The sequence below is a fragment of the Mycobacterium paraintracellulare genome (genome assembly GCF_000276825.1).
Lineage (GTDB): Bacteria > Actinomycetota > Actinomycetes > Mycobacteriales > Mycobacteriaceae > Mycobacterium > Mycobacterium intracellulare.
Map to the genome: position 1 here is coordinate 5,215,971 of NC_016948.1, position 26,493 is coordinate 5,242,463.

Genomic DNA, 26,493 nt, shown 5'->3' on the forward strand with positions numbered 1-26,493 from the left:
CGGTCACACCGAGTACTTCTCGATCAGCCCATTCTTGTAGAGCTTGCCGGTGTCGGTGCGCGGCAGCTGCGCTTCGAAGGCGATCGATCGCGGACATTTGTAGTGCGCCAGGCGATCCCGCAGCCAGGCCAGCAGCTCATCGCCGAACGCGTCGGTGGCGTCCGCGGGGTCGACGGTCTGCACGACCGCGGTGACGCGCTGGCCCATCTCGTCGTCGGGAACGCCGAACACCGCCGCGTCCATCACCTTGGGGTGTGTGACCAGAAGGTTCTCGGCTTCTTGCGGGTAGATGTTGACCCCGCCGGAGATGATCATGTGGTGGCGCCGGTCGGTCAGGTACAGGTAGCCCTCGTCGTCGACGTAGCCGATGTCGCCGACGGTGGCCCAGCCGTGCTTGGAGCGCGATGACGCGGTTTTCGTTGGGTCGTTGAGGTATTCGAACGAATACCCGCCCTCGAAGTAGATCTCGCCGGCCTGGCCGGGCGGGAGCTCGTCGCCGTTCTCGTCCAGGATGTGCACGGCGCCCCCCATGGGCTTGCCGACCGAACCCGGATGCGCCAGCCAATCTTCGGCGGTGATCAGCGTCGACCCGTGCGCCTCGGAGGAGGCGTAGTACTCGTCGATGATCGGACCCCACCAGTCGATCATCTGCTTCTTGATCTCCACCGGGCACGGCGCCGCGGCGTGCATCACCCGCTGCAGGCTGCTCAGGTCGTACGAATGACGCACCGCATCAGGCAGTTTCAGCATCCGGGTGAACATCGCCGGCACGAACTGTCCGTGGGTGACCCGGTGCCGCTGGATGGCATCCAGGCAGCCCTCCGCGTCGAACTTCTCCATCACCACCGTGGTGATGCCGCCGGCCTGCGCGCTCATCGACCACACCGACGGCGCCGTGTGGTACAGCGGCGCGGGGCTCAGGTAGACCGAATCGGGCGTCATCCAGAAGCCGACCAGCGCCGACATCATGCCGGGGGCGTCGGCCGGGGGAACGTGCGGCAATTCGCGCTTGATGCCCTTGGGCCGGCCGGTGGTTCCGGACGAGTACTGCAGCAGGTCACCCTCGATCTCGTCGTCGATCGGGGTATCCGGTTGGCCGGCAACGCATTCCGGGTAGCGCTCCCAGCCCGGCAGGCCCTCGTCGTGCTTCTCGGCGGCGATCAGCAACAGTTCCGGTAGCCCGCGCGGCAGCTGCTCGGCGAGGCCGGCGCAGGTGTCGCGCAGCGCGGCCGAGCCGATGATCGCCTTGGCGGCGCTGTTGTCGACGATGTAGGCGGCCTCCGCCGCGGTCAGATGGGTGTTGATGGGCACGTAGTACAAACCGCTGCGGCGAGCAGCCCACATCACCGCGTGGATGTGCTCGTTGTTCTCCATCAGGATGGCGACCGTGTCACCCTCGCGCAGGCCCGCCTGACGGAACCGGTGCGCCAGGCGATTGGCGCGGGCCTCGAGGTCATCGAAGGTGACGACCGTGCCGGACGGGTACAGGATGACAGCAGGTTTGTCGGCGCCGATATACGGGCGGATCTGCATGCGCAGACTGTACCGCCGCCAAACTTGACGGGTGTTAAGTGGTGGGTGGACCCGGCGAGTTTCTGCGTCAATCCCGGCGCGGGGCGCGCGGCGCCAGCCATAATGCAGTCAAGTAGAGCGCCGTGGGCCCTGGAACCCGACCTTGGTCAGCAACGCGCGGCGGGATACGCCACTGCCGCACGGAGGTGCGCATGACCGCCGAGCAAGAATCGGAGCCTGCCGCATCTTCGTTCGCCGATTCCGACTATGTCGACGGCATGGAGCGGCTCGTGCACGCCATTCAGGAGCTGTCGCTGGCGCGCACCCTGCCCGACCTGCAGCGCATCGTCCGCTCCTCGGCGCGCGAGCTCACCGGTTGTGACGGCGCGACGTTCGTGCTCCGCGACAACGACAGCTGCTATTACGCCGACGAGGACGCGATCGCCCCGCTGTGGAAGGGCAGCCGTTTCCCCATCGGGTCCTGCATCAGCGGCTGGGCGATGCTCAACCGCGACGCGGCGGTGATCCCCGACATCTACGGCGACCCGCGCATCCCGCACGCCCTGTACCGCCCCACCTTCGTCAAGAGCCTGGTGATGGTGCCCATCCGCAAGCTCGAGCCGATCGGCGCGATCGGCAATTACTGGGCCAGCCGGCACCAGCCGTCCGACCAGGAGGTCCACCTGCTGCAGGCCCTGGCGGACTCGACGTCGATCGCGATGGAGAACGTGCGGGTGTACTCCGAGCTGGAACGGCGGGTGCGCGACCGCACCGCCGCCCTGGAGGACGCCAACGAGGAGATCCGCCGGCTGTCGGTCACCGACGAGCTGACCGGGTTGAACAACCGTCGCGGCTTCTACCTGCTGGCCGAGCAGAAACTGCGCGGGTCGCACCACCTCGGCCACAATTGCGTGCTCGCCTTCCTCGACGTCGACGGCCTCAAGAAGGTCAACGACGAGCTGGGCCACGACACGGGCGACAAACTGATCAAAGACGTCGCCGGGGTGCTGCGCACCATCCGGCGCGAGTCCGACATCCTCGCCCGCATCGGCGGCGACGAATTCTGTGTGATGATCACCGAAAGCGACGGCGACACCCCGTCGCTCGAGGAGCGGCTCGCGCTCGCGTTCGGGAATTTCAACAAGACGAGTGAACGGCCCTACCGTCTCTCGGCCAGCATCGGCTTCGTGCGGGCGCCGGTTTCCGACACCGCGAACGTGGGCGAACTACTCGCCCGCGCCGACGAGCTGATGTACGCGCAGAAGAAGGCCAGCCCCAATTCGCGGCTGGCGGGCTGATCAGCCCGCTTCGGACAGCCGCTGCTTGAGCGCCTCGAACTCGTCGCGGACGCCGGTCGGCAGCTTGTCGCCGACGAACTCGAACCACTCCTCGATCAGCGGCAGTTCCTCGCGCCACTCGGCCGGGTTGACCGCCAGCGCCTGGGCGACCTCGTCGCCGCTGGCGTCGAGCCCGTCCAGGTCGAGGTCCTCGGCCTTCGGCACGATGCCGATCGGGGTGTCCTGACCGCCGGCCTTGTGCTCGATGCGGTCGACGATCCACTTGAGCACGCGGCTGTTCTCGCCGAAGCCCGGCCACAGGAAGCCGCCGTCGTCGCCGCGACGGAACCAGTTGACGAAGAACACCTTCGGCATCTTGGACTCGTCGGCGTTCTTGCCCAGGTCGAGCCAGTGCTGGAAGTAGTCACCGACGTGGTAGCCCAGGAACGGCAGCATGGCCATCGGGTCGCGGCGGACGGTGCCGACCTTGCCCTCGGCGGCGGCGGTCTGCTCGCTGCCCATGGTGGCACCCATGAACACGCCGTGCTGCCAGTCGCGGGCCTGCGTCACCAGCGGGACCGTGGTCTTGCGGCGGGCGCCGAACAGGATGCCCGAGATCGGCACGCCCTGCGGGTCGTCCCACTCCGGCGCGAGGATCGGGCACTGCGACATCGGCGTGCAGTAGCGCGAGTTCGGGTGGGCGGCCTTCTCGTCGGAGTCCGGCGTCCAGTCGCGGCCCTTCCAGTCGATCAGGTGCTGCGGGTCGCCCTCGAGGCCCTCCCACCACACGTCGTTGTCGTCGGTGAGCGCGACGTTGGTGAAGACGGTGTTGCCGGCCTCGATGGTGCGCATGGCGTTGGGGTTGGACTTCCAGTTGGTGCCGGGCGCGACGCCGAAGAAACCGAACTCGGGGTTGACCGCGTACAGCCGGCCGTCCTTGCCGAACCGCATCCAGGCGATGTCGTCGCCGAGCGTCTCGGCGCGCCAGCCCGGAATGGTCGGCTGCAGCATGGCCAGGTTGGTCTTGCCGCAGGCAGACGGAAACGCCGCGGCGAAGTAGTACGCCTTGTTCTCCGGGGAGATGAGCTTGAGGATCAGCATGTGCTCGGCCAGCCAGCCCTCGTCGTGGGCCATGGCCGAGGCGATCCGCAGCGAGTAGCACTTCTTGCCCAGCAGCGCGTTACCGCCGTAACCCGAGCCGTAGCTCATGATCTCGCGGGTCTCCGGGAAGTGGGTGATGTATTTGGTGTCGTTGCACGGCCACGGGACGTCCTTTTGGCCCTCCTCCAGCGGAGCCCCCACCGAGTGCAGCGCCTTGACGAAGAACCCGTCGTCGCCCATCTTCTCCAGCGCGGCCTTGCCCATCCGGGTCATCACCTTCATCGAGATGACGACGTACTCGGAGTCGGTGATCTCCACACCCAGCTTCGGGTCGTCGGCGCCGAGCGGGCCCATGCAGAACGGCACCACCCACATGGTGCGGCCGCGCATGCAGCCGCGGTACAGGTCGGTCATGATGGACCGCATTTCGGACGGGTCCATCCAGTTGTTGGTCGGGCCGGCGCCGCTCTCCTGCTCGGTGCAGATGAACGTCCGCGACTCCACGCGCGCCACGTCGGACGGGTCGGACAGCGCCAGGTAGGAGTTGGGGTGCTTCTTCTCGTTCAGCTTCTTCAGCGTGCCGGCCTCGACCAGTTGCGCGGCCAGCCGGTTGAACTCCTCGTCGGAGCCGTCAGCGAACACCACCCGGTCGGGCTGGGTGAGCTCGGCAACCTCCTGCACCCATGACAGCAGGCCCTGGTGCTTCGTGGGTGCTGTGTCCAAACCGGGAATGGTCGCTGAGGTCATCGAACTCTCCTGGATCCGTTGCGTATCGGGCTTGTGTTGCTCGGTATGCCGTCGCCCACATAATTAAGGACTTGGTGGCGTTAACTACAGGTTATCGTGAGGAACTTGTCGGGGAAGTCTCGGGCAGGTATAAGCCTTCTCACAACAACGATTCAGAAGCTCCCGACGGGTCGCCATCTTCGCTCCTCGAAGCGGGTTTTTCGGTTTCGTCACCGTCGCCGGTTTCGGCGGGACTTTCAGCCGGTTGTATACCCGGTTCTCCGAGTTCTGCACGCACCGCCCGCAGGGCGGCGGCGACCGCGGGCATCTCCCGATCCCGCGCGGCCGCGGCCCGCGCGGCGGCCATGGCGTGCTCGCGCAGTTCGGTGTCGATGACGCCGACGGCGGCGGACGCCTGCGCGTTCTCGGCCTCGTCGTGGGCGAGCAAGGCTTTGCTGAGCACCGACTCGGCGACCAGCACCCGGGTCGCGACCAGTTCCTCGACCACCGAGCGCAGCGAGGACGTCGCGTCGCCCGCCCAGCGGTCCAGCAGCGCCCGGTCATGCAGCAGGGCGCGAATGTTGATCACCAGGAAGGTGAGCGCCACCGAGATCGCCACGCACACCACCGCCGCGACGACCGCCAGCGCGGGGTTGAGCCGCGAGACCACGCCGCTCAGCAGCCGGCTCAGCGTGAGCGCCACCCCCAGCCCGAAGCCGACGCCCAGCACGATCATCAGCCAGGTTTCCTGCCGGCGCGACTTCAGCGGCGGCGCCGAGACGTCGACCTCCGGCATCTTCTCGAGGGCCGGCAGGTCCACCGGCACACCCACCGCCTGCGCGACGTCGGACAGCTGCGTGTCCGTGCCGTCGCTGACCTCGGCCACCACCTCGTCGAGGCGGGCGCGGGTGTGCGCCTCGAACCCGGACATGTCGCGCCGCGACAACCCGGCCGCGTGTTCCTGCAGCTCGGTGCGCGCCGTCGCGCATTGGTTGCGCGCGGAGTGCGACAACTGCACCCGAGCCTGCTGGATCTGGCCGCGCAGGGTGATGGTGCGTTCGCTCTTCGCCTGACGCCGCCGCTGCAACGCCGTGCTGCGTTCCTCGCGCAGCGCCTCGACCCGCGCGCGACGACCAGATCCCTCGACGTCGCGGTCGAACCGCCGTTTGACGGTCTGTAGGCGAGATTCCCACGCCCGCAACCTGTTTCGCCGGGCGAGGTCGGGGTCGTCGAGTTGCGCCGAGACGGCGGCGACCAGGGCGTCGACGTCCGGCTCACCGGCATCGGGCAGGGCGGCCGCGCCCACCCACGGCGCCCGGCCGTAGCGCGGCGAATGTGCGGCCAGCGCTTCGCGATTGGCGTCGACCACCTCACGCCAACCCCGGTGCACGTCGATCTTGGACACCACCCCCACCACCGCGTCGGTGTGCTCGGTCGCGGCGTCCAGCAGCGCGCAGTCGGAGGCAGTCAAGTGGGCCGCCGCGGACACGACGAACACCACCGCCATCGGCACCTCGCCGGGCCCCAGGTCCGTCGACTCCACGAACTTGTGCTGCGGCAGGCGGCCTTGCAGCGCCGTGGCCACCGCGCTCACCCCGGCCATCCACGGGCCGGTCACCAGGACCACGTCGCAGCGGTGCACGGCCGGCGGATCCAGGTCCGGCGCGGCCGCTGCCACCAACGCATCCACCTGCGCGACGGGATCGTTGTTTCCCTCGCCGCTCACCAGGATTCCCCCGGCAGTGACGCGCGGGCCTGCGACCACAGCCGCAGCGATCCGCGGGCGATGTCCGCGCCGCAGGTGCGGTGCAGTTCGCTCATCGAGGCGCGGCTGTAGCGCTGCCATCGCACCGCGCGGGGCAGGTGCGCGGACGGGTAGCGAGCCGCGTCGGCGAACCCGGAATCGTCCGCGTCCAACCCGGCGGCCTCGGCCAGGTCCACGGCCGCCGCCATCCGGGCGACCACCGTGTCGTCGCGGGACAGGAATCCGCCGATCTGCTCGCCCAGCCCGCCGCCGCCCACGGCCAGCGCCTCCAATTCCCCGACGGCCTCGAGCACCCGCCGGTAGCGAACCTCGGCGCCGAGCGCGCCGACCTTGCCCAGGACGGCGTCGACACCGCTCACCCGGCGCAGCAGGGTGAGCACTTGCGCCGGGGTCCTGCCCTGGCGGATGGCGGCGACGGCCAGCGCGGTGCCGAACAGGTCGAGGGTGTCCAGCAGGCGCTGACGCACGCCGGTCGGCACCGGGCCGTCCGCCGCCAGGAACCCGGCGAACGAGCCGTCGAGGCACGCCGCGGCACCGGGGTGCGTGGCGAGCGTGTGCAGCGCCGCCCACAGCGCGTGGTCGTCGGCTTTGTCGAGTTCGTCGAGCGCGACCGCGAGCAGGCCGATCATCGGTTCCATGGGAGCGCCGATCAGCGCCGACAGATCGGCGCACCGCGCCCGGGCCGCCGCGATCGGCCCGTCGCCGCGCCGGCCCGACAGGTCGGCCTTGTTCAGCACCGCCACCACCGGCTGCGCGGCGGCCGCGATGGCGTGGGCGTCCTCGGGCTTGACCACCTCGGCGACCACGTAGACCACCGCGTCCGCGCCGGGATCGGGCGCCGACGCGCTCAGCTGGAGGTCGGCCGCGATCCCCGACGCGGTTCCCGCGCGGTCCAGCGCGCGGGCCACCGTGCGGCGGCCGACCCCCCGGCGGCCGCGAACCACGACGCGCAGGGGTGCGGCGGTTCGCCTGGCGATCGCCGTCACGCGCGGATCGACGACGCCGTCGGCAAACCGCGTCAGCTCGTCGACGAAAATCTGGTGTCCTTGTCCCCTCATACCCCGCCTGTTCGGTCCGAATGACCCGATCGCCCCGTCGGTCCCACCGAATGGTGGCATTCACGTCGCCAAGAAGCGAGCCACCGTTAATCAGTTACCAGTTCAAGGCAACTGTTGGGTATCAATCCGGACCAGGGGCGGCTACATCCGAGGTTTATAGGCCACCATGGACAAATGCATGCGCAGCGCGGGGTGGCGATGTCTGCCGACACGCCGATCGGGGAATCGGCCCGCCCCGACCAGCGCTACCTGCCCGCGACGGCGTTTCGGTCGCGACGATCCGCGCTGTCCGACGCGCAGCGCCAGACGTGGGAGCGGCGCTGGCCCGACCTCGGCCTGTCGGTGGGCGCCCCCGCCGACGGGACCGTCGGCGACGAGCCGCCGCTGGACACCCGCTCGTGGTTCGGGCGCCAGGCGCCGCTGGTGCTCGAAATCGGTTGTGGCAGCGGCACATCGACGCTGGCGATGGCCAAGGACGAGCCCGACGTCGATGTGATCGCGGTCGAGATCTACCGGCGGGGGCTGGCGCAGTTGCTGTGCGCGATCGACCGCGACGCGGTGACCAACATCCGATTGGTCCGCGGCAACGCGCTCGACGTGCTGCAGCGGCTCATCGCCCCGGCTTCGCTGACCGGGGTCCGCGTCTTCTTCCCCGATCCGTGGCCCAAGGCGCGGCACCACAAGCGCCGGTTCCTGCAGCCGGGCACGGTTGGCTTGATAGCCGACCGGCTACTCCCTGGTGGTGTCCTCCACGTTGCGACGGACCACGCCGGCTACGCCGAGCACATCGCCGAAGTCGGCGCGGGCGAGTCCCGGTTGCGCCGGGCGGAGCCCGAAACCCCGCTGCCCATCTCGACTGTCCGCCCGACCACCAAGTACGAGACGAAAGCCCAAGAAGCGGGCAGCGCCGTCACCGAGTTCGTTTGGCTTAAACGATGAGTAGGCGATGAGTGATGAGCCTGACTGAGACGACCAACGCCGGAGCGGAACCCGTCGCGCCGCCGGCGGTGCTGCCGGACGACGGCGTGGGCGCCCTGGGCGGCTTTTCGCCGTCCGGCGGACGCGTGTTGCTGGTGTGGGACGCCCCCAACCTCGACATGGGTCTGGGCTCGATCCTGGGTCGCCGGCCGACCGCCTTGGAACGCCCGCGGTTCGACGCCCTGGGACGCTGGCTGCTGTCGCGCACGGCCGAGATCAGCGCGCAGCGACCGGGCGTCGTCGTCGAGCCCGAGGCCACCGTGTTCACCAACATCGCGCCGGGCAGCGCCGACGTCGTCCGGCCTTGGGTGGACGCATTGCGTAACGTTGGGTTCGCGGTGTTCGCCAAGCCGAAGATCGATGAGGACAGCGACGTCGACCGCGACATGCTGGCCCATATCGAACTCCGGCGGACCGAAGGGCTGGCGGCCCTGGTGGTGGCCTCGGCCGACGGACAGGCGTTCCGCCAACCGCTCGAGGAGATCGCCCGGAGCGGCACCAGCGTCCAAGTGATCGGATTTCGCGAACATGCGAGTTGGGCGCTAGCGTCGGATACCTTGGACTTCGTTGACCTGGAGGAGATCGCCGGCGTCTTCCGGGAACCATTGCCGCGGATCGGCCTAGATTCGCTGCCTGACCAGGGCGCATGGCTGCAGCCATTCCGGCCGCTGTCAGCGCTGTTGACCGCGCGTGTGTGACACTGAAAAACCAGTGCGCGGGTCGTTGACGACTAAGACGATCCAGTAAGGAGCTTGCGTGTTCGCCTGGTGGGGTCGAACTGTGTACCGGTATCGGTACATCGTGATCGGGGTCACGGTAGCTCTGTGTCTGCTCGGCGGCGTCTTCGGCATCAGCCTGGGCAAGCATGTTACACAGAGCGGCTTCTACGACGACGGCAGTCAATCCGTCAAAGCCTCGGTGCTGGGGGACGAGACCTACGGCCGCGACCGCACCAGCCACGTGGTCGCGACGTTCACCGCCCCCGACGGCAAGACGGTCGAGGACCCGGCGTGGCGGGACAAGGTCGTCGCCGAGCTCAACAAGTTCAAGGCCGATCATCCCGACCAGGTCGTCGGGTGGGCGGGCTGGCTGGCGGCCCCCAATAGCGACAACCCCGTGATCAAGGGGATGGTCAGCGAGGACAAGAAGCACACCTTCGTCAGCGTTCCGCTCAAGGGCGACGACGACGACAGCATCCTCAACAACTACAAGGCCATCGCGCCCGGCCTGCAGAAGCTCGGCGGCGGCAACGTGGAGCTGGCCGGCCTCGAGCCAATCGCCAACGCCCTGACCGGCACGATCGCGACCGACCAGCGCCGCATGGAGGTCCTCGCGGTGCCGCTGGTGGCAGTGGTCCTGTTCCTGGTGTTCGGCGGCGCGGTCGCCGCCGGCCTGCCGGCCATCGTCGGCGGGCTGAGCATTGCGGGCTCGCTGGGCATCCTGCGGCTCGTCTCCCTGTTCGGGCCGGTCCACTTCTTCGCCCAGCCGGTGGTCTCGCTGATCGGCCTGGGTATCGCCATCGACTACGGGCTGTTCGTCGTGAGCCGGTTCCGCGAGGAGATCGCCGAGGGCTACGACACCGAGGCCGCCGTGCGAAGAACCGTGATGACGGCCGGGCGCACAGTGACGTTCTCGGCGGTGCTGATCATCGCCTCGAGCGCCAGCCTGCTGGTGTTGCCCCAGGGCTTCGTGCATTCGCTGACCTACGCGATCTTCGCGGCGGTAGGGCTTGCCGCGCTGTTGTCGATCACGTTCCTGCCCGCGTGCCTGGGCATCCTCGGCCGCCACGTCGATGCGCTGGGCGTGCGGACCGCGTTCCGGGTGCCGTTCCTGCGCAACTGGAAGTATTCACGCGCCTACCTGAACTGGCTCGCCGACCGGCTGCAGAAGACCAAGACCCGCGAGGAGGTCGAGGCCGGCTTCTGGGGCAAACTCGTCAACTGGGTGATGAAGCGGCCGTTGGCGTTTGCCATCCCGATCGCCGTCGGCATGATCCTGCTGGTCATCCCGCTCGGCAACCTCTCGTTCGGCGGCATGAGCGAGAAGTATCTGCCGCCCGACAACGCCGTGCGCCTGGCGCAGGAACACTTCGACAAGCGATTCCCCGGCTACCGCACCGAGCAGCTGACGGTGGTGATCCAGAGCGACAACCACAGCAAGGTCACCGACCAGCAGGTGGCCGACATCCGCAACAGGATCTCCTCGATCGGCGGGTTCACCGACAAGCAATGGGAGGAGCGGGCCTGCCCGACCATCGCCGGCAATCCCTGCGTCGCCGGCCCGAACGGCACCACGGTGCCCAAGGACGGCTCGGTGCGGGTGATCCAGAACGGCCTGGTCAACAAGAATGACGCCGCCAAGAAGATCACCGAACTGCGGGCGGTCAACCCCCCGAAGGGGCTGAACCTCTATGTAGGCGGCACCCCGGCGCTGGAGCAGGACAGCATCCACAGCCTGTTCGACAAGGCTCCGCTGATGCTGGTGCTGTTGCTCGGCGCCACCATGCTGTTGATGTTCCTGGCGTTCGGCTCGGTGGTGTTGCCCGTCAAGGCCGCGGTGATGAGCGCTCTCACGCTGGGATCCACGATGGGAATCCTGACGTGGATCTTCGTCGACGGTCACCTGTCGGGGGTGCTGAATTTCACGCCGACCCCGCTGATGGTGGTGGTCATCGCGCTGGTTGTCGCCGTCGGTTTCGGCCTGGCCACCGACTACGAGGTGTTCCTGGTCTCGCGCATGGTCGAGGCGCGCGAACGCGGCATGTCGACCGCCGAGGCCATCCGGATCGGCACCGCGACCACCGGCCGCCTGATCACGGCCGCCGCGCTGGTGCTGGCCGTGGTCGCGGGCTCGTTCGTGTTCTCCGACCTGGTGTTGATGAAGTATCTGGCGTTCGGTCTGATGGCGGCGCTGCTGCTGGACGCGACGGTCGTCCGGATGTTCCTGGTGCCGTCGGTGATGAAGTTGCTCGGCGACGACTGCTGGTGGGCGCCGCGCTGGGCCCGGCGCCTGCAGAACAAGATCGGGCTGGGCGAGATCGATCTGCCCGACGAGCGCAAGCGGCCGACGCTCAACGGGCGCCCCGCGCGGCCGCCGGTGGCGGCCAGCCTGGTCGCCGCCGCGCCGCGTCCGCCGCACGACCCCACCCACCCCGCGCCGCTGGAGCCGTCGCGATCGGCGCGGCCGGCGCCGGAACCCAGGCCCGCAAAGGAACCCACCCCGAGCGCGTCGACCACCCGGGCCGACGACAGCGTGGACACCACCCGCATCCCGGCCCGGCCCAGTCAGCCGACCGAAGCCAAGACGACGCGGTTCTCGGCACAGGGCGCCCCTGCCCGGGACCGGCCGGCCGCACCAAAGGCGCCGCAGGCACCGCAGGCGCCGAAGCGGCCCCCGGCGCCGGCGACGCCGCCGTCCGGCGATCAGACGCGGGCCATCCCCGTCCCGGGCAACCGTCCCGACGACACCAACAGCGACGCCGCCGGCGAGCAGGTGAACCCGCGCGGCCAGGCCGAGAACGGAGACCCGGCGCGGCAGCGGCGCCGCTCCGGCGGCGGGCTGTCCGCGGCGGATCTGCTGCGGCGCGAGGGACGGCTATAGGGCAAGCGCTTCGGCGCCTGCTGAAGCTGTATCAGCCGGAGCCGTCCCCGGGTTTGTCCGGTTCGGCTTGCAGGATGGCGTTCGTCTCGTCCGCCTCCTCGGTCTGTCTTTCGGCTTCCGCCTCGGGATTCGGCGCCAGCAGCACCTGGAACGCGTTGTTGAGGAATGCGACCGTCGGGACGGCCAGCAGCGCGCCGACGATCCCGGCGAGCACGCCGCCGGTGGCAATGGCCAGCACCACGGCGAGCGGGTGAATCGAGACCGCGCGGCCCATCACCAGCGGTTGCAGCAGGTGGGCCTCGACCTGATTGACCGCGATCAACACACCCAGCGTCATGAGCGCGTACACGATGCCCTTGGCCAACAGGGCGACCACCACGGCCAGCAGGCCCGAAATCAGCGCACCGATCAGCGGGATGAAGGCACCCAGGAACACCAAGGAGGCCAGCGGCAGCGCCAGCGGGATGCCCATGATCGCCAAGCCGGCACCGACCCCGGCCGCGTCGGTCAGCGCCACCAGAAAGGTGGCCCGCACATACCCGATCAGCGACCCGTACCCGGCCTTGCCAGCCTCGTGCACCCGGGCGCGAACGTCCGACGGGATGACCTGGAGCACGTACTGCCAGATGTTGCGCCCGCCGTAGAGAAAGAAGATCAGCGTGAACAGCACCAGCACCGCCGCCGTGACCAGCTCGGTGACGGTAGCCGCGGTAGACAGTGCACCGCTGGTCAGCTTCGCCTGATTGTTGTGCAGCGCCTCGATCGCCGCGTTGCCCGCGCTGTCGATCTGTTCGCTGCGCAGATGCGTCGGCCCGTTGATCAGCCACCGGCGGGTCGACTCGATGCTCTGCGCCACCTGTTCGGTCAGACCGGGCAGACCGTCGATGAACTGCAGGATGACGAAGGCCAGGATGCCGCCCAGGATCGCGAAGCCGCCCAGCAACACCAACGCCACCGCGCCGCCACGGGGCAGGCCCCGTTGGTCCAGCCAGTCGACCACCGGCAGCAGCAACGCGCTCAACAGCAGCGCCACCAGCACCGGAACGACGATGATTTCCAGCTTCTGGATCACCCACAACAGGGCGACCGCGGCCGCCAAAATGACGAGCAACCGCCACGCCCAGGCTGCGGTCTTGCGTATGACGGGTTCAACCGAGGCGTCGTCGATGTTTGCTGACATCTGGCCAGCCTATCGGCCGCAAGGGGCGCTGGTGCCGCTCCGAACCCGTTCCGAGGCGCCTGCGGGTCGCCTGCAGCCGTCGGAGCCGGCACGATCCGGTCACGACGGCGACACAGTCGGCGGCGCGCAGCGATCGCCGCGCCACCTGCACCGTTACCCTAAATCACGTGTCGCACGACGCGCCCGCCCACCATCTCGACTTCCCGCGCGAACAAACCCCGCGCGGGAAGTACTGGTGGGTGCGGTGGGTCATCCTCGGCATGGTTGCCATCGTGCTTGCCGTCGAGGTTTCACTGGGCTGGGATCAGCTGGCCAAAGGCTGGATGAGCCTGTACGAGGCGAACTGGTGGTGGTTGCTCGCATCGGTGGTGGCGGCGGCCGCGTCGATGCACAGCTTTGCTCAGATCCAGCGCACCCTGCTCAGGTCGGCCGGGGTGCACGTCAAGCAATTGCGTTCGGAGGCCGCGTTCTATGCCGCCAACTCGCTGAGCACCACGCTGCCCGGCGGACCGGTGCTGTCGGCGACTTTCCTGTTTCGCCAGCAGCGGCTCTGGGGCGCCTCGACGGTGGTGGCGTCGTGGCAGCTGGTGATGTCGGGCGTGCTGCAGGCGGTGGGATTGGCTTTGCTCGGGTTGGGCGGGGCTTTCCTGCTCGGCGCGAAGAACAACCCGTTCTCGTTGCTGTTCACCCTCGGCGGTTTCGTCGCGCTGCTGCTCCTGGCGCAGGCCGTCGCTTCGCGGCCGGAGCTGATCGAGGGCATCGGCAGCCGGGTTCTGGCGTGGGTCAACTCGGTTCGCGGGCGGCCGGCGGACACCGGCCTGGACAAGTGGCGCGAGACGCTGAGGCAACTCGAATCGGTGAGCCTGGGCCGGCGCGACCTGGGGGTGGCGTTCGGGTGGTCGATGTTCAACTGGGTCGCCGACGTCGCCTGCCTCGGGTTCGCCGCGTACGCCGCAGGGGACCACGCGTCGGTGGCCGGGTTGACCGTCGCCTACGCGGCCGCCCGCGCGGTCGGCACCATCCCGCTGATGCCCGGCGGTCTGCTGGTCGTCGAGGCGGTGCTGGTGCCGGGGCTGGTCTCGAGTGGGATGTCGCTGTCGAGCGCGATCTCGGCCATGCTGATCTACCGGCTGATCAGCTGGCTGCTCATCGCCGCGGTCGGCTGGGTGGTGTTCTTCTTCGTGTTCCGCACCGAGAACGTCGACGACTCCGACGACGACCCGATCACCGGTCCGCTGCCGATCGTGCCGCAGCCGGGCGACGCTTCCGCCGACCCGACCGAGGCCGCCCTGCAGGGGCCGCTGCCGCCCGACCGAAACCCGGAGACCGAGGGCCGGGACAGCTAGCCGACGGTGTTTCCGCGCGGCGGGCCCGAGAGCGGGTTGGTGCCGGCAGGGAGAGGAGCGGGCTGCGGCGCGGCGGGCGGGGCGGCCGTTCCGCCCAGCGGGGAGGCGCCCGGGGGGTTACCGGGAAGCGCGGGCAGGGCGCCCGCGGCCCCCTGCGCCTGCTGCATCATGCCCATCATCTGCGGGATCGAGATCGGCAGCTTGCACTGCAGCGACAGGCTGGTCAGGGGTTGCGCGATGGACGTCATGTCCCCGGCGACCTTCGGGTTGGCGTCGAAGTAGCTCTTCAGCCCGCTCAGCGACTGCGGCCCCGCCTGCTGCTGCAGCATCGAGGTCATCGTCTGGTTGGTCTCGGGGTGCGAATCCAGGTAGTCACCCATCGACTTCGAGACCGAGCCGATGGTGCGGGCGACCTCGCTGGCCGCGCACGGATCGTTGGCGCCGGTCGCCGGCGGACCGGCGAGCACCGCGAGGGCGGCGCCGGGCGCGGCGGCGGCGATCAGGCCGGCCAAGATTTTGCCACGCCGTCCAGCGCTGCCTGTCGTCATCGAGAACTCCTCACAGTTTGCGCGGACCGCCACGGATGAGCGCGTCGCAAACAGCTGCAATGGACGGCCTTACCGATGGCCGGGTCCCCCTGAATCCCCCGAGGACCCGCCAGGCCAACCGACATCCTGCCACCGCCGATATCGCCCGGCCAGCCGCGAACTGCGGATGTGACCGAGATCCCGCTTGGTCACCGGTTCACAACGACTCCGCAGCTTCTTGGCAACGACGCCGTCACCGCAGCTCAGGAACTACATAACCCCACATAAACCACAGCGTGCTCCGGTATCCTCGCCTGCACGCGTTACGCGAGAACCGGGGAGCGAGAAAAATCCAGCAGTTGATGATGCGCCTCAGCCGCAGCCTGCGTAAGTACCGCTGGTTGGTCTTCACAGGCTGGTTGCTGGCGTTGGTTCCTGCGGTCTACCTGGCGCTGACGCAATCCGGCAACCTCACCGGCGGCGGTTTCGACGTGGCCGGTTCCCAATCGCTGGCGGTCCACGACCAGCTCGAGGAGCTCTACCACGACCAGGGCGGGTCATCGCTGGCGCTGGTGGCCGCGCCCCGCGCCGACGCCACCTACCAGGACATGAACGAGGCGGTCGCACAGTTGCGACGGCTCACCGCCGAGGTCCCCGGCACCTCGGAGATCCCCAACCCCACCCAGCGGCCGCCGCAACCCGATCGCCCCTACGTGCTGTCGGTGCGGCTCGATTCCCGCAACACCAGCGACGTCGCCAAGAAGCTCCGCACGAAGGTCGGCATCAAGGGCGACCAGCCCGGCCAGACCGCCAACGGCCGGGTGCGGCTCTACGTCATCGGCCAGGGCGCGCTGAGCGCCGCCGCGGCCGCCAACACCAAGCACGACATCGCCGCCGCGGAACGGTGGAACCTGCCGGTGATCCTCATCGTCCTGCTCGCCGTGTTCGGCTCACTGGCCGCCGCGGCGATCCCTCTGGCACTGGGCGTGTGCACGGTCGTGGTGACGATGGGCCTGGTGTACCTGCTCTCCGCGTACACCACCATGTCGGTGTTCGTGACCTCGACGGTGTCGATGTTCGGGATCGCGCTGGCCGTGGACTATTCGCTGTTCATCTTGATGCGCTTCCGCGAGGAACTGCGCAGCGGGCGCCAGCCCCGCGAGGCCGTCGACGCCGCGATGGCGACCTCCGGGCTGGCCGTGGTGCTGTCCGGCGCGACCGTCGTCGCGTCCCTCACCGGGATCTACGTGATCAACACCCCGGCGCTGAAGTCGATGGCCACCGGCGCGATCCTGGCCGTCGCCGTCGCGATGCTGACCTCGACCACCCTGACACCGGCGGCGCTGGCGACGTTCGGCCGGGCGGCCGCCAAGCGGTCGGGCTTCCTGCACTGGTCCCGTCGGCCCGAAAGCACCCAGTCGCGGTTCTGGAACCGGTGGATCGGATGGGTGATGCGCCGGCCGTGGATGTCCGCGCTGGCGGCGTCGCTGGTGCTGCTCGTGATGGCCGCGCCCGCGGCGTCAATGGTGTTGGGCAACAGCCTGTTACGCCAGTTCGACTCGTCCCACGAGATCCGCGCCGGCGTCGGCGCCGCCGCCCAGGCGTTGGGTCCGGGCGCGCTCGGGCCGATCCGGGTGCTGATCAACTTCCCCGAGGGCGGGGCGGCCTCGCCCGAGCACAGCCACACCGTCGGCGCGGTCCGCCAGCGGATGACGCAGGCGCCGAACATCGTCTCGGTGTCACCGCCCCAGTACGCCGAGGACAACGGCAGCGCGCTGCTGTCCGCGGTGCTGTCGGTGGACCCCGAGGACATGCGGGCCCGCGAAACCGTGGGCTGGATGCGCGCGGAGCTCCCCAAGGTCCAACAGTTGGGGACCGCGCGCGTGGACGTCGGCGGCCCGACCGCGCTGATCAAGGACTTCGACGACCAGGTGTCGGCGACCGAACCGTTGGTGCTGGGCTTCGTCGCGCTGATCGCGTTCGTGATGCTGTTGGTGTCCGTCCACTCGGTGTTCTTGGCGCTCAAGGGCGTCTTGATGACGTTGCTGTCGGTCGCGGCCGCCTACGGCAGTTTGGTGATGGTGTTCCAGTGGGGATGGCTGAAGGATCTCGGCTTCGCCCAGATCAGCTCGATCGACAGCACGGTTCCCCCGTTGGTGCTCGCGATGACCTTCGGGTTGTCGATGGACTACGAGATCTTCCTGCTCACCCGCATCCGGGAACGGTTCCTGCATTCGGGCAACACCCGTGACGCGGTGGCCTACGGCGTCAGCACCAGCGCCCGCACCATCACCAGCGCGGCGCTGATCATGATCGCGGTGTTCGTCGGGTTCGCCTTCGCCGGCATGCCGCTGGTGGCCGAGATCGGCGTGGCCTGTGCCGTGGCGATCGCGGTGGACGCCACCGTGGTGCGGCTGGTGATGGTTCCGGCGTTGATGGCGATGTTCGCGCAGTGGAACTGGTGGCTGCCGCCGTGGCTGTCCCGCGTGCTGCCGTCGGTCGACTTCGACCGGCCGCTGCCGGAGGTCGACCTCGGCGACGTCGTCGTCATTCCCGACGACATCTCGGCGCTGGTGGCGCCCAGCGCGGACCTGCGGATGGTGCTCAAGTCCGCCGCCAAGCTCAAGCACCTGGCGCCCGACGCCATCTGCGTGACCGATCCACTGGCCTTCAGCGGCTGCGGTCGCGGCCGCGGTCAGGCTTCGTCGGGCCCCGACGAGGAACGCACCCGCGGCCTGGGGCCCGGGCAGATCCCCCACCAGGTAGCGCTGGGCGAGGAGAAGGTCGCCGTCGGGGTGACCGCGGCCGACAGGAAGACCGCCACCAACGGCCATGCCAACGGTTCGTCGGGCCCCAAGAAGCTCGTCGGCGGGCTGGCGGCGCGCAACGGGATCGCCAAGGCCATTTCCGGGTCGGACCGGCCCGTTCATCCGGTGACGCTGTGGCGGGGCCGCCTGTCGGTGGCGATCGACGCGCTCGAGACCGACCCGGACGCCGCACCGGCGGGGGCCACCGACCGTCCGAGGTACGCGCGGCGCAGCCCGGTGGAGACGACCCATGTGCAGCTGCCCACCGGCGACCGGTTGCTGGTCCCGACCGGCGCGGAGACCCTGCGGCTCAAGGGCTACCTCATCATGTGCCGTAACAGTCGCCGCGATTATGCCGACTTTGCAGACATGGTGGATGCGATGGAACCCGAGACCGCCGCGGTGGTGCTGGCCGGAATGGACAGGTATTACTGTTGTGAATCGTCCAGGCGGCAATGCATCGCCACCCAGTTGGTCCGTCGACTCGCAGATCCCGATCCGTGCGACTACCCGGAAGACCAGGGGTCGGAAGCCGACGCGAACTCGGACTGGGAGGGGATCAGGGAACGCTGCCTGTCCGTGGCGGTAGCGATGCTGGAGGAGGCGAGGTGACGTTGGCATCCGACCGACGCCCCCCACCGCCGCCCCGCCGGCCGGCCCCCGAACAGCGCAACCGCGGCGGTGGCCCGTCCGAGGGGCCGTCCGGATCCGTTCCGGACCTGGACCAGCCGGTGGAGTTCTGGCCGACCGCCGCCATCCGGTCGGCCCTGCAGGGCGGTGACATCGCCACCTGGAAGCGCATCGCCGGCGCGTTGAAGCGCGACCCGTACGGGCGCACCGCCCGCCAGGTCGAAGAGGTCCTCGGCGGCACCCGCCCCTACGGCATCGCCAAGGCGCTGTGGGAGGTGCTCGAGCGCGCCCGCACCCACCTGGACGCCAACGAGCGCGCCGAGGTGGCCCGCCACGTGCGGCTACTGATCGACCGCTCGGGACTCGCGCAGCAGGAGTTCGCGTCCCGCATCGGGGTCAGCCCCGAGGAGCTGGGCGGCTACCTCGACGGCAGCACCAGCCCGACGGCCGCACTGATGATCCGCATCCGCCGGTTGTCGGACCGGTTCGTGAAGGTGAAGTCCGGCCCCTCGGCCGAATCCAACTGAGCTACCTGATCGGCAGCACGTCGGCGACCAGCCAGTCGCTACCGCGCTTGGTCAGCGTCACCCGCAGCGCCGGCGCCACCTGACTGGGTGGCTGGCCCGGCGCGTTCTGGGTCACCCGCAGGATCACCGCGACGCTGGCCGCCGTCGGCCCGAGCGCCTCGACGCCGGCCGAGACCGTGGCGGCCTGGGCGGTGACCTTGTGCTGGCCCAGCTCGGCGCTGGACTTGGTGTACTGCTCCTTGAACGCCGCCGCATGCTCGGGGACGACCATGGCCGTGGCCCGGTCGATCGCATCGGTCGGGGCGGTGGGGCTGAACGACGCCATGGCCTCGGCCATGCCGGTGGCGATCCGCACGACCTTGCGGGAGTCGTCGGTGAAGTCGCGGTCCGTCTTCGTCCAGTGCGTGTATCCGGTCGCGACGGCCGCCGCCAGGGCGGCCGTGCACAGCAGGGCCACCGCCAACCGCAGCCCCGGCGCGTCGTCGTCGGTGCCGAGGCTGACCGAATCGCGGCGCAGCAGCCAGAAGTTGACCGCGACGCCCTCGAGGGTCAGCAGGACCAGCACCGAGCAGGCCGACACCCACCACAGCGGCCAGCCGAGCACCACCCCGATGGCCACCAACGCGGCGATCGCGGCCAGCGGGGCCGCGATGTCGAATGCGAACAGTCGCCAGATGTTTCTCATCGGATCGAACTCAGTCCGGAAATCATCAGCTTGCCGTCGACGTCGGACACGTCCAGCCGCAGGTTCCAGTGCACGGTCTGCGGCTTGGCGCCGGCGTTTTCGCTGACGGACGTGGCGACCAGCAGCACCGAGTCGGTCCGGCTGGCGAACGGCGGCAGCTTGGTCGTCACCGATTCCGACCCCGGGGGCCTGTCGGCGCCGGGCTGGGCGTCCAGCTCGTGGTGCACGGTTTCGATCGCCACCGCGTCGATCCGCCCGGCGCTCTTGGACTGCAGCTTTTCCACCACCGCCCGGTAGGGCTGCACGGCGGCATCGAAGTAGGTGTTGAGTTCGCCGACCGTGCCGTCGTGCAGCCGCTGCAGGCTGGCGTCGACGTTGCCGCTGTTCATGTTGATCAGCACGTTGGTCCACCCGGCGGCGGTCTGCATGACGCGGCTCAGATAACCGCGCTCGGCGACCTGGTCGCGGTGGCCGGACCAGATGATCACCCCGAGCACGACCGCGGCCACCGACAGCACGCCGAGAACCGTTGACGCCACCCCGTAATGCGAGAAGACCCCATCGCCGGGTTCGCCGTCGTCAGCGTCGTCGGCGGTCGGGTGGCCGCCCTCTTCGGCGTCGTCGCCGGCGTCGACGACATCTTCTTCGGCAGGTGGCTCGGTGCGCGCGCCCTCGGACATGGCCCGATCGTCGCACCCGGGAAAGATGGAAGGATGGCGGGGTGACGAATACGGCCCTCCGCTCGGGCATCGACCTGAGCTACGTAGACGACAGCATCCGCCCCCAAGACGACCTGTTCGGTCACGTCAACGGCCGCTGGCTGGCCGAATACGAGATACCGGCGGACCGGGCCACCGACGGCGCCTTCCGGCAGCTGTACGACCGCGCCGAGGAGCAGGTGCGGGACCTGATCGTCGAGGCCAGCGAGCGGGGTGCGGCCGCCGGCGACGCGGACGCGCAACGCATCGGCGACCTGTATGCGAGCTTTCTCGACGAGGAGACCGTCCAGCGGCGCGGCGTGCGCCCGCTGCTCGACGAACTGGCCGTGATCGACGACGCGGCCGACGCCGACGCGCTGGCCGCCGCCCTCGGCGCCCTGCAGCGCACCGGGGTGGGCGGCGGTGTCGCGATGTATGTGGACACCGACGCCAAGAACTCGGCCCGTTACCTGGTGCACTTCACCCAGTCCGGACTCGGGCTGCCCGACGAGTCCTATTACCGCGAAGAACAGCACGCCGAGGTGCTCGAGGCGTACCCCGGGCACATCGCCCGGATGTTCGGCCTGGTCTTCGGCGGCGACCCGGAAAGCCACATCCGGACCGCCGAGCGCATCGTCGCGCTCGAGACCCGGCTGGCCGAGGCGCATTGGGATGTGGTCAAGCGCCGCGACGCCGACCTCACCTACAACTTGCGCACGTTCGCCGAACTGCGCGACGAGTCGGTGGGTTTCGCCTGGGGCACGTGGGTCGCCGCGCTGGGCACCCAGCCCGAAGCGCTCGCGGAAGTCGTTGTGCGCCAACCGGATTACGTTCGGTCATTCGCCGAGCTGTGGCGCAGCGAGGACCTCGAGGTGTGGAAGAGCTGGGCGCGGTGGCGGGTGATCCGCGCGCGGGCCGCCTGGCTGACCGACGAGGTGGTGGCCGCGGACTTCGACTTCTACGGCCGCCGGTTGACCGGCACCGAGCAGATCCGGGACCGGTGGAAGCGGGCGGTCTCGCTGGTCGAGAGCCTGATGGGCGACGCCGTCGGAAAGCTGTACGTGCAACGGCATTTCCCGCCCGGCGCCAAGGCGCGCATCGACGAGCTGGTGGCCAACCTGCAGGCGGCCTACCGGATGAGCATCAACGACCTGGAGTGGATGACGCCCCAGACGCGGGAGCGGGCGCTGGCCAAGCTCGACAAGTTCACCGCCAAGGTCGGCTACCCGGCGAAATGGCGGGACTACTCCACGCTGGTGATCGACCGCGACGACCTCTACGGCAACTACCAGCGCGGGTACGCCGTCAACCACGACCGCGAGCTGGCCAAGCTCGGCGGCCCGGTGGACAAGGACGAGTGGTTCATGACCCCGCAGACGGTCAACGCGTACTACAACCCGGGGATGAACGAAATCGTCTTCCCGGCGGCCATTTTGCAGCCGCCGTTCTTCGACGCCGAGGCCGATGACGCCGCGAACTACGGCGGCATCGGCGCGGTGATCGGGCACGAGATCGGTCACGGCTTCGACGACCAGGGCGCCAAGTACGACGGCGACGGCAACCTGGTCGACTGGTGGACCGACGCCGACCGCGCCGAATTCGGTGCTCGCACAAAGGCCCTCATCGCGCAGTACGACACGTACATCCCGAGGGGGCTGTCGAGCGGCCACCACGTGAACGGCGCGTTCACTGTCGGGGAGAACATCGGGGATCTGGGTGGGTTGTCGATCGCGCTGCTGGCCTATCAGCTGTCACTGAACGGCCAACCCGCCCCCGTGATCGACGGCTTGACCGGCGTGCAGCGCGTGTTCTACGGCTGGGCCCAGGTGTGGCGCACCAAATCCCGCGAGGCCGAAGCGATCCGGCGGCTGGCGGTGGACCCGCACTCGCCACCGGAATTCCGCTGCAACGGCGTGCTGCGCAACATGGACGCCTTCTACGACGCGTTCGACGGCGCCGACACCGGCGCGCTGTTCCTGGAACCGGAGCGCCGGGTCAAGATCTGGAACTGACCGGCGTCAGCGCCTCGATGCGCGCGGGCACGTGCTTGTGCCACGGCGTGCCCGCGTAGGGGTCGCGCCACCCGATCGAGGTCAGGGCGTTCGGGGCCACTCCGGGCACCACGGTGTGACCGTCGTCGTCGAGATAGTCGAGCCCAAAACCGTTGGGCAGGGCGGCATGTCCGGCGAGCATGGTCTCGGTGATTTCGACGGTGGCCTCGGCGCTGCCGGCCGCGGTGCTGATGCGGGCCCGGCATCCGTCGACGAGCCCTAGGGCCTGGGCGTCTTCCACGCTCACCCGCAGCGCGCCGTCGGCGTCGCGTTTGCGCCACGACGGGTCGCGGAAGATGTCGTTGGCGGTGTAGGCGCGCCGCTCCCCCACCGACAGCACGATCGGGAAATCGGGCGTGGTCAGCTCGGCCGGGGTCCGGGCCAGCGCTGCCAATTCGTCGAGCATCGACGGGATTTCCAGCGCGATCTTCTGGTCGGAGTGGCTGATCAACGCGAAGTCGTCCTCGTAATTGTGGACGGTGAACGTCACGCCCGAGGGGTTGTCGAGGATCGCGTCGAACAGGGCGTTGCCGTCGGCGTGACCGGCGCGCCGCACGGCGTCGGGATAGTTCATCGCGGTCTTCTGAGCCAGGCCCCACAGGGCGGCCGCCCCGCGCAGCCCGTCCGGCAAGGTCGGTCCGAGCGTCTCGTAGAGCACGTACGGAAGTAGCTGAGCCACCGTGGGATTGGTGGCGGCGGCGGACAGGAAGGCCTCGGCGTACGCTTGCCGACCCCGCTGGGCGGCTTCGCGCAGGGGCCGCAGATCCGCGTCGTCGACCACGCCGAGCGCCCGCACCAACCGCGCCCAGATCTCGGGCTCGGGCAGTGTTCCCGGCAACGGCTCGAGCAGCGGACGGCGCAATTGGAAAGTGTTGTGCGGGAACTCCAGGTTGAAGAAGGTGGCTTCCGGCTTCTCGAATTGGGACGCGGCTGGAAGTACATAGTGGGCGAGCCTGGCGGTCTCGGTCATCGCGACGTCGATGACCACCATCAGTTCCAGCGACTGGAAGGCTTCGCGGCAGGCGGTCGAATCGGCCAGCGAGTGAGCGGGGTTGCTGCTTTCCACGATCACGGCGCGGAAGCGGTCCGGATGGTCGGTCAGGATTTCCTCGGGGACCACGTTGCTGGGCACCAGCCCGGAGATGATGGGCGCGCCGGTGACCGGGGTGCGGCCGGAGAACTGGCCGAACAGCGGCGCGAACGACGAATGCAGGTGCTGGCCACCCTTTTTCGCGAAGTTGCCGGTGAGAACCCAGAGCAGCTTGTTCAGGTAGGAGCACAGCGTGCTGTTGGGTGCCTGCTGCACGCCGAGATCCTCGAAGACCGAGACGCTCGCCGCGGCGCCGATGCGCCGCGCCGCCGCGCGCAGCAGTTCCTCGTCGACCCCGCAGTGTTGGGCGTAGTCGGCGACCGCGACGTCGCGCAACGCGTCGCGGACGGTGTCGGCGCCGCGCACGTGCTCGGCGAGAAACGTCTCGTCGCAGAGGTTTTCCTGGACGAGGACGGCGGCCAGCGCCGCCAGGCACCACCCGTCGGTGCCGGGCCGCACCCGCAGGTGGAAGTCGGACATCTTGGCGGTGTCGGTGACGACGGGGTCGATGACGATCATCGACCGGGCCGGATCCTTGGCGATGTCGTTCAGCACCACCCGGGCGCGCGGAAAGCTCTGCGACATCCACGGGTTCTTGCCGACGAACACCGCCACCTCGGCGTGCTCGAACTCTCCCCTGGTGTGACCGCCGTACAGCTGCCCGTCGACCCAGGACTCGCCGGTTTTCTCCTGCGCCAACGCATTTGAGCGGTACCGTGAGCCGAGCGCCTTCAGGAAGGCGCCGCTGTACGCCCCGCCCAGGTGATTGCCCTGCCCGCCGCCGCCGTAGTAGAAGATCTTGTCCCCGCCGTAGGTGTCGCGGATGTGCTTGAATCCCTCGGCGATCTCCACGATCGCGGTGTCCCAGTCGATTTCCTCGTAGCTGCCGTCGGCGCGTCGGCGCAGCGGGGCGGTCAGCCGGGTGCGGCTGTTCTGGTAGTGATCCAGCCGCAACGCCTTGTTGCAGGTGTAGCCCTGCGATGCCGGGTGCGCCTTGTCACCGCGGATGCGGGCCAGCCGGCGATCGTCGAGCTGAACGACGATGCCGCAGTTGCATTCGCACAGGATGCATGCGGTGGAGTGCCATTCACCGGTCGTGTCTGTGGTCACTGTGGGACATCCTCTCCGGTCACCCGATACGACGACGTAGCCAAGAGCAGTTCGCGCACCTGGCGGCGGACGACGTCGAGGGGCATCAGGTCGCGGCGCACCCGGGCCAGCAGGATCGCGCCCTCGAGCGCGGTGGTGGCCAGGACCGCCAATTCGCCCGCCTGTTCCCGGGCTACGCCGTCGGCGATGAAGCGCTGGGCGATCAGGTCGGTCCAGCGGTCGAACGCCGCCGCCGCGCGCTCGACGACCGGCGCCATGCGCTCGGCGTCCTGCTCGCCCGCCTCCACGGACACGGCGACGATGGGGCAGCCGGCGCGGAAGTCGCTGTCGAGCAGCTGCTGGCGGAATTTGTCGATCAGGGTGTCGATCAGGTCGAGGCCGCTCGCGGCGTCGGCGATGATCGCGGCGACGTGGTCGCCGGCGTAGTCCACGGCCTCGCAAAGCAGTTGCGTGCGCCCGCCCGGGAAGTAGTGGTAGGCCGATCCGCGCGGCGCGCCGCTGTGCTCGAGGACGTCGGAGATGGCGGTGGCGTGGGCGCCGCGCTCCCTGATCAGCAGGGCGGCCGAAACCACCATCCGGTCGCGTGGACCGCGCATCGCCGCTCCTCAGGGGCCGAAGTTATATATGATGCTATACATAACCGCCGGGTCCGCGGAAGCCCCCTCGGGGAGGAGATGGTCAACAGACGCAAAATCGCCCGATTTCGCGGGGGAAACGGGCGATTCTGCGACTGCTCTCGGACAGCTAGTTCATCCAGTCGGCGGAGCCGTCGTTCTTCTTGTAGTTGCCGCCGGTGGAGTTCTTCACGATGATCGGGTCTCCCGCGCCGAAGTTGTCGAAGAACCACTTCGCGTTGGAGGGGCTGATGTTGATGCAGCCGTGGCTGACGTCGCGCTTGCCCTGGTCGTCCACCGACCAGGGGGCGCTGTGCACGTAGTCGCCGACGTTGTCGAACCGGACCGCGTCCTCCACCGTCACCTTGTAGCCGTAGGTCGAGTTGACCGGGACCCCATAGGTGGACGAATCCATCACCACCGACGCCTTCTTGTCCTGCACGTAGTAGGTGCCGTTGGGGGTTTGGTGGTTGCCGGACGTCATGCCCATCGACATCGGGATCGTCTTCTCCACCGTGCCGTTGCGGGTGACGGTCAGCTGATGCGTGGCGTCGTCGGCCGTGGCGACCAGCGTGTCTCCGGTGCGGAAGCTCGACACGGTGCCCCCGGCGTCGACGGTCACCGCGGTGTGGGCGGGCCAGAAGCTCAACGGCCGCCAGCGCAGCTGCGTCGGGGTCATCCAGTAGAACTTGCCCGGGACCGCGGGCACCGACGAGACGTGGACCGCGCCCTCCGCGGCGCCGGCGTCGTCGACGCGTCCCGGAAAGTTGATGATGATCGGCTGGGCGACGCCGACGGTCGACCCGTTGGCGGGCTGGATCTTGGGGGGCCCGAACGGGGCCGTCCCGGTGAACGGGGTGGGGTTCTGCCCGGCGGCCGAGGCCGCAGCGGGTTCCGCCATGGGCGGGAGCCATGGTGGCGTCGCCGCCGGGTCGGGCGGGGGCAGGGGTGCCAGCGGGTCGGGCGGGGGTGGCGGCGCGAAGGGGTCCGGCGGCGCGGGTGGGCCGGGCGGGGCGGCGACGGCGCCCGGGTCGGCGGGAGCCGGGTCCGGGTCGGCCAGCGCGGGGGCGGCGCTCAGCACCAGCGCCAGGGTCAACACTGCGCCCCAGCCGGTGACGTTCAGAGCGGCGAAGAGACCCTTGAAAGTCCAGGCCTTCGTCCAGCCCGACATATGCATACCTCCACTCGTCTACTCCGACACAGTCTGGCAT

At 69.2% G+C, this 26,493-nt stretch carries 19 protein-coding genes; 8 read left to right on the forward strand and 11 right to left on the reverse strand.

Annotation, left to right across the window (positions count from 1 at the left end; all coding sequences use genetic code 11):
• Positions 1 to 3 precede the first annotated feature (3 nt).
• Positions 4 to 1,533: a fatty-acid--CoA ligase FadD4 gene (gene fadD4 / locus OCQ_RS24270; protein WP_014386005.1), complete on the reverse strand. Its 1,530-nt coding sequence runs from the start codon at positions 1,531 to 1,533 to the stop codon at positions 4 to 6.
• A 191-nt stretch (positions 1,534 to 1,724) separates the two neighbouring features.
• On the opposite strand from fadD4, the gene OCQ_RS24275 reads away from it, so the two are divergent.
• On the forward strand, positions 1,725 to 2,810 hold the full coding sequence (locus OCQ_RS24275) for a GGDEF domain-containing protein (protein WP_014383463.1): 1,086 nt from the start codon (positions 1,725 to 1,727) through the stop codon (positions 2,808 to 2,810).
• Here OCQ_RS24275 and OCQ_RS24280 read toward each other — a convergent pair whose 3' ends face one another.
• From OCQ_RS24280 to OCQ_RS24290, 3 genes are all read right to left on the reverse strand, one after another.
• The gene (locus OCQ_RS24280) at positions 2,811 to 4,637 is read right to left on the reverse strand and encodes a phosphoenolpyruvate carboxykinase (GTP) (RefSeq protein WP_014386006.1); all 1,827 of its coding nucleotides are present in this window, start codon (positions 4,635 to 4,637) and stop codon (positions 2,811 to 2,813) included.
• 139 nt (positions 4,638 to 4,776) lie between these two features.
• The gene (locus OCQ_RS24285) at positions 4,777 to 6,342 is read right to left on the reverse strand and encodes a hypothetical protein (RefSeq protein ID WP_014386007.1); all 1,566 of its coding nucleotides are present in this window, start codon (positions 6,340 to 6,342) and stop codon (positions 4,777 to 4,779) included.
• On the reverse strand, positions 6,339 to 7,439 hold the full coding sequence (locus OCQ_RS24290; RefSeq protein WP_014386008.1) for a hypothetical protein: 1,101 nt from the start codon (positions 7,437 to 7,439) through the stop codon (positions 6,339 to 6,341). Before OCQ_RS24290 ends, OCQ_RS24285 begins: the two co-directional genes overlap by 4 nt.
• 156 nt (positions 7,440 to 7,595) lie before the next feature.
• On the opposite strand from OCQ_RS24290, the gene trmB reads away from it, so the two are divergent.
• From trmB to OCQ_RS24305, 3 genes are read left to right on the forward strand one after another with little or no spacing between them, the layout of a single operon-like run.
• Positions 7,596 to 8,378, forward strand: a complete 783-nt coding sequence (trmB, locus tag OCQ_RS24295; RefSeq protein ID WP_179960108.1) for a tRNA (guanosine(46)-N7)-methyltransferase TrmB — start codon at positions 7,596 to 7,598, stop codon at positions 8,376 to 8,378.
• Between the two features lie 14 nt (positions 8,379 to 8,392).
• Positions 8,393 to 9,115, forward strand: a complete 723-nt coding sequence (locus OCQ_RS24300; protein WP_008261879.1) for an NYN domain-containing protein — start codon at positions 8,393 to 8,395, stop codon at positions 9,113 to 9,115.
• 58 nt (positions 9,116 to 9,173) lie between these two features.
• Positions 9,174 to 12,017: an MMPL family transporter gene (locus OCQ_RS24305; protein WP_041785289.1), complete on the forward strand. Its 2,844-nt coding sequence runs from the start codon at positions 9,174 to 9,176 to the stop codon at positions 12,015 to 12,017.
• 31 nt (positions 12,018 to 12,048) lie between these two features.
• Here the strand turns inward: OCQ_RS24305 and OCQ_RS24310 are convergent, their stop codons facing one another.
• Complete coding sequence (locus tag OCQ_RS24310; protein ID WP_014386010.1) at positions 12,049 to 13,197, reverse strand: AI-2E family transporter; 1,149 nt, start codon at positions 13,195 to 13,197, stop codon at positions 12,049 to 12,051.
• A 167-nt stretch (positions 13,198 to 13,364) separates the two neighbouring features.
• On the opposite strand from OCQ_RS24310, the gene OCQ_RS24315 reads away from it, so the two are divergent.
• Positions 13,365 to 14,543, forward strand: a complete 1,179-nt coding sequence (locus OCQ_RS24315) for a lysylphosphatidylglycerol synthase transmembrane domain-containing protein (protein ID WP_014386011.1) — start codon at positions 13,365 to 13,367, stop codon at positions 14,541 to 14,543.
• Here OCQ_RS24315 and OCQ_RS24320 read toward each other — a convergent pair.
• Positions 14,540 to 15,091, reverse strand: a complete 552-nt coding sequence (locus OCQ_RS24320) for a hemophore (RefSeq protein WP_041785834.1) — start codon at positions 15,089 to 15,091, stop codon at positions 14,540 to 14,542. The genes OCQ_RS24315 and OCQ_RS24320 overlap by 4 nt on opposite strands.
• Positions 15,092 to 15,432: 341 nt before the next feature.
• Between OCQ_RS24320 and OCQ_RS24325 the strand changes: the two genes are divergently transcribed.
• Together OCQ_RS24325 and OCQ_RS24330 are read left to right on the forward strand one after the other, a co-directional pair.
• A complete protein-coding gene (locus OCQ_RS24325) occupies positions 15,433 to 18,489 on the forward strand; it encodes an MMPL family transporter (protein ID WP_009952659.1) in 3,057 nt (1,018 codons plus the stop codon).
• A complete protein-coding gene (locus OCQ_RS24330; RefSeq protein ID WP_008261906.1) occupies positions 18,486 to 19,034 on the forward strand; it encodes a helix-turn-helix domain-containing protein in 549 nt (182 codons plus the stop codon). Before OCQ_RS24325 ends, OCQ_RS24330 begins: the two co-directional genes overlap by 4 nt.
• 1 nt (position 19,035) lies before the next feature.
• On the opposite strand, the gene OCQ_RS24335 is transcribed toward OCQ_RS24330, so the two are convergent.
• Complete coding sequence (locus OCQ_RS24335) at positions 19,036 to 19,719, reverse strand: hypothetical protein (RefSeq protein WP_008261908.1); 684 nt, start codon at positions 19,717 to 19,719, stop codon at positions 19,036 to 19,038.
• Positions 19,716 to 20,399: a hypothetical protein gene (locus tag OCQ_RS24340; RefSeq protein ID WP_014386014.1), complete on the reverse strand. Its 684-nt coding sequence runs from the start codon at positions 20,397 to 20,399 to the stop codon at positions 19,716 to 19,718. The genes OCQ_RS24335 and OCQ_RS24340 overlap by 4 nt, the downstream gene beginning before the upstream one ends.
• Before the next feature lie 41 nt (positions 20,400 to 20,440).
• Between OCQ_RS24340 and OCQ_RS24345 the strand changes: the two genes are divergently transcribed.
• Entirely contained in the window at positions 20,441 to 22,429 is a 1,989-nt protein-coding gene (locus OCQ_RS24345) for a M13 family metallopeptidase (protein ID WP_008261910.1), read from the forward strand.
• On the opposite strand, the gene OCQ_RS24350 is transcribed toward OCQ_RS24345, so the two are convergent.
• The 3 genes from OCQ_RS24350 to OCQ_RS24360 form a co-directional block, all read right to left on the reverse strand.
• Complete coding sequence (locus tag OCQ_RS24350; protein WP_014386015.1) at positions 22,413 to 24,668, reverse strand: molybdopterin-dependent oxidoreductase; 2,256 nt, start codon at positions 24,666 to 24,668, stop codon at positions 22,413 to 22,415. The genes OCQ_RS24345 and OCQ_RS24350 overlap by 17 nt on opposite strands.
• Entirely contained in the window at positions 24,665 to 25,264 is a 600-nt protein-coding gene (locus tag OCQ_RS24355) for a TetR/AcrR family transcriptional regulator (protein ID WP_014386016.1), read from the reverse strand. Before OCQ_RS24355 ends, OCQ_RS24350 begins: the two co-directional genes overlap by 4 nt.
• 148 nt (positions 25,265 to 25,412) lie before the next feature.
• Positions 25,413 to 26,453: a L,D-transpeptidase gene (locus tag OCQ_RS24360; RefSeq protein ID WP_014386017.1), complete on the reverse strand. Its 1,041-nt coding sequence runs from the start codon at positions 26,451 to 26,453 to the stop codon at positions 25,413 to 25,415.
• Positions 26,454 to 26,493 lie beyond the last annotated feature (40 nt).

Coding starts and splice junctions, on each gene's coding strand:
- fadD4 (WP_014386005.1), bottom strand. CDS start 1,533: ATGCAGATCCGCCCGTATATCGGCGCCGACAAACCTGCTGTCATCCTG.
- OCQ_RS24275 (WP_014383463.1), top strand. CDS start 1,725: ATGACCGCCGAGCAAGAATCGGAGCCTGCCGCATCTTCGTTCGCCGAT.
- OCQ_RS24280 (WP_014386006.1), bottom strand. CDS start 4,637: ATGACCTCAGCGACCATTCCCGGTTTGGACACAGCACCCACGAAGCAC.
- OCQ_RS24290 (WP_014386008.1), bottom strand. CDS start 7,439: ATGAGGGGACAAGGACACCAGATTTTCGTCGACGAGCTGACGCGGTTT.
- OCQ_RS24300 (WP_008261879.1), top strand. CDS start 8,393: ATGAGCCTGACTGAGACGACCAACGCCGGAGCGGAACCCGTCGCGCCG.
- OCQ_RS24310 (WP_014386010.1), bottom strand. CDS start 13,197: ATGTCAGCAAACATCGACGACGCCTCGGTTGAACCCGTCATACGCAAG.
- OCQ_RS24320 (WP_041785834.1), bottom strand. CDS start 15,091: ATGACGACAGGCAGCGCTGGACGGCGTGGCAAAATCTTGGCCGGCCTG.
- OCQ_RS24325 (WP_009952659.1), top strand. CDS start 15,433: ATGATGCGCCTCAGCCGCAGCCTGCGTAAGTACCGCTGGTTGGTCTTC.
- OCQ_RS24335 (WP_008261908.1), bottom strand. CDS start 19,719: ATGAGAAACATCTGGCGACTGTTCGCATTCGACATCGCGGCCCCGCTG.
- OCQ_RS24340 (WP_014386014.1), bottom strand. CDS start 20,399: ATGTCCGAGGGCGCGCGCACCGAGCCACCTGCCGAAGAAGATGTCGTC.
- OCQ_RS24355 (WP_014386016.1), bottom strand. CDS start 25,264: ATGCGCGGTCCACGCGACCGGATGGTGGTTTCGGCCGCCCTGCTGATC.
- OCQ_RS24360 (WP_014386017.1), bottom strand. CDS start 26,453: ATGTCGGGCTGGACGAAGGCCTGGACTTTCAAGGGTCTCTTCGCCGCT.